A 2,670-nucleotide genomic window follows, 5' to 3' on the forward strand; every position below is an offset into this window, starting at 1 on the left:
GAAGAGGCGGCCAGTTCCGCGGTTTCAGTGGCCGTAGCGGTGCCCACCCCGCGTTCCGCCAGATCGCGCTGCCGTTCGTAGGCGCGCGTGCGCAGGACCGCCTGTTCCTCTGCCGCGGCCAGTTCGTCCCGCGCCAGCGCGAGGTTGCGCGCGGCATCACGTTCTTCGGCGCGCGCATCCGCCAGATCGGCTTCGGCGCTGTCCACGGCGCTCTGCGCCTCCACGGGATCGATGCGCACCAGAACCTCGCCCTCTCGAACCGTGCCGCCATCCTCGAACCCGGGGGCGAGGTCCACCACGCGCCCGCCCACGGGGGCACGCAGTTCCAGCATCCGGCGGCTCTGGATCTCGCCGAATGTTTCGAGCACCGGAACAACGGTATCGGATTCAGCGCGGACCACGTTGACGGTAAAGACCCGCTCCCGCGCCGGGGGCGAAACGCCTTCGTCCGCCATGCGCGATTGCACCGCGCCGCGCAGCAGTTGCGCCGCGAAGATCAGCAATCCCAGGGTCAGCGCCGCCAGAAACAGGCCGACCATCGTTTTTCTCAGAAACCGCATCGGATCCCCGCCATGCAAGCGTCGCCCGACAATCTAGGCGGGCGCCGCCAAGTATAAAGCCGCCCCTGATACGCAGGCAACCTGCCTTTCCGTCGCGGGTTCGGGGCGCTTTGCCCCGGTTACTTGCGCCGAAGGTGTTCGGAAAGCCGCGGCATGATCTCGACGAAGTTGCAGGGACGGTGCCGATAATCCAGCTGCCGCTGCAGAATTTCATCCCACGCGTCTTTGCAGGCACCGGGGCTGCCCGGCAAGGCGAAGAGATAGGTTCCCTGCGCCACCCCCGCTGTCGCGCGGCTCTGTACGGCGCTCGTCCCGATTTTTTGCATGGAAACGATGGTGAATACCGTGGAAAAGGCGTCGATCTCCTTTTCGTAGACATCCCGGTGCGCCTCGACGGTGACATCCCGTCCGGTCAGGCCGGTGCCGCCGGTGCTGATCACCACGTCGATTTCCGGGTTCGCGCACCACTCGCGCAGTTGTGCGGCGATCTCATCGCGTTCGTCGCGCAAAATGAGGCGCTCCGCCAGGTGATGCCCCGCCGCCTCGATCCGTTGGGCCAGCACGTCGCCGGACCGGTCCTGTGACAGGTCGCGGGTGTCCGACACGGTGAGGACGGCAATGCGGACCGGAACGAAGTCTAGGGTTTCATCGATGCGGCTCATGTTCTCTCCAAAACGGCTAGTCGGGCAGCGAGGGCGGCAAAGACCCCGGCGGTAATCCAACGTACAACACGCCCACCCTGTGCGAGCCGCCGACCAAGGCCATTGGCGAATAGCCCGACAAGACCGTTGACGATCAACCCCCCGAAAGCAAGCAGCGCACCGAACACGAGAAACTGCCCGAGCACGGAACCCGCCTCCGGAATGACGAACTGGGGAACGAAGGCGAGGATAAAGAGGATGACCTTCGGATTGGTCAGATTGACGAAAAACCCGGTGCGAAACGCGCGCCACGCCCCCTGCGTCGTACTGATGCGCGCCGTCGTATCGTCGCCCCGCAACGCCTGAACCGCGAGGTAGAGCAGATAGGCAACGCCCGCCCAGCGGATCGCATCGAAGGCCCATGGCACGGCGGCGATGGCGGCACCGAGGCCCAGCCCGGCAAGCGCCACATGCACCATCAGCCCCGCCGCCACGCCCGCGCTTGCCGCGATGGCGCCCCGCGCGCCGGAGCGCAGCCCCTGCCCGAGGCAGAACATCATGTCGGCCCCCGGCGTCAGATTCAGCGCAAGCCCCGCCGGGATGAAGGCAAGCAGAGTGACCGGATCAACCATCGCGCAGTTTCCTTTGGAGCGCCTGCAGGTCTGCCCATGCATCGCGTTTAAATTCGGGATACCGTAACAGATAGCCGGGATGGTACATGGGCAGGGTCGGCACCCCGGCGGCTTCGGTCCAGTTCCCCCGCAGGCGGGCGACGCCGCGCCGCCCCAAAAGCACCTGACAGCCGCCGTTTCCCATCACTGCCAGCACCTTGGGCTTTGCCAGCGACACATGCCGCAGAAGGAAGGGGCGCAGCATGGCGATTTCCCCGGGCTTCGGCTCCCGCCCCTGCGGGGGGCGCCAGGGCAAGGCCGTGGCCAGATATACCGGCGCCTCTTCATCGGCGCGCCCGCGCCCGATCGCGGCCAGCATACGATCGAGCAGCACCCCGGCCTGCCCGGCAAAGGGGGTGCCGGTGCGGTCCTCCTCCTTGTCCGGAGCTTCGCCCAGCACCATCAGCGGTGCCCCCGCGATACCGTCGCCGAAAACGAGGCTCCGCCCCCCGCGGCGCAGGTCGCAATGGGGGAAATCCGCGATGGTCTGGCGCAGGTCATCGAGCGATTGTGCCGCTGCCGCCGCGCGTTCGGCCGCTGCAACAGGATCGGTCTGCGCCGACCGTTGCACGACCGGCGAAGCGAGGGGTTGTTTCTGGGCATCTCCCCCAGCCCCTGCATGTGCGGCGGAAGGTGCAAGCCCCGGCGCATCCATGGCGGCGGGCAGCGCAAATCGGTCCACGGGCGTATCGCAAATCGCCTCGGTCACGCCGAGCTCGATCTGCCATTCCAGCAGCGCGAGTGCTGCGTATCGTTCCGCCGATTCCATCTTCATGGGGGCACACTACGCCCTGCGCC

Annotated in this window: 3 protein-coding genes and 1 pseudogene; all 4 read right to left on the reverse strand. The window is 66.9% G+C overall.

Features of this window, described 5'->3' with window-relative positions; translation table 11 throughout:
• Nucleotides 1-560 (reverse strand): annotated as a pseudogene (locus A3764_RS13470) (biotin/lipoyl-binding protein); the annotation flags it as partial.
• 119 nt (nucleotides 561-679) lie between these two features.
• Entirely contained in the window at nucleotides 680-1,222 is a 543-nt protein-coding gene (gene moaB, locus A3764_RS13475) for a molybdenum cofactor biosynthesis protein B (protein ID WP_067920047.1), read from the reverse strand.
• Complete coding sequence (locus A3764_RS13480) at nucleotides 1,219-1,833, reverse strand: LysE family translocator (RefSeq protein ID WP_067920045.1); 615 nt, start codon at nucleotides 1,831-1,833, stop codon at nucleotides 1,219-1,221. The genes moaB and A3764_RS13480 overlap by 4 nt, the downstream gene beginning before the upstream one ends.
• Nucleotides 1,826-2,647, reverse strand: coding sequence for a uracil-DNA glycosylase (locus A3764_RS13485; protein ID WP_330220469.1), 822 nt, complete (start codon nucleotides 2,645-2,647; stop codon nucleotides 1,826-1,828). Before A3764_RS13485 ends, A3764_RS13480 begins: the two co-directional genes overlap by 8 nt.
• Nucleotides 2,648-2,670: the final 23 nt, after the last annotated feature.

The sequence above is a fragment of the Sulfitobacter sp. HI0129 genome, assembly GCF_001635395.1.
Classification (GTDB): Bacteria; Pseudomonadota; Alphaproteobacteria; order Rhodobacterales; family Rhodobacteraceae; genus Sulfitobacter.

What these genes read in the sequence shown, in the direction of transcription:
- A3764_RS13480 (WP_067920045.1), bottom strand. Translation starts at nt 1,833, where the DNA reads ATGGTTGATCCGGTCACTCTGCTTGCCTTCATCCCGGCGGGGCTTGCG.
- A3764_RS13485 (WP_330220469.1), bottom strand. Translation starts at nt 2,647, where the DNA reads ATGAAGATGGAATCGGCGGAACGATACGCAGCACTCGCGCTGCTGGAA.
- moaB (WP_067920047.1), bottom strand. Translation starts at nt 1,222, where the DNA reads ATGAGCCGCATCGATGAAACCCTAGACTTCGTTCCGGTCCGCATTGCC.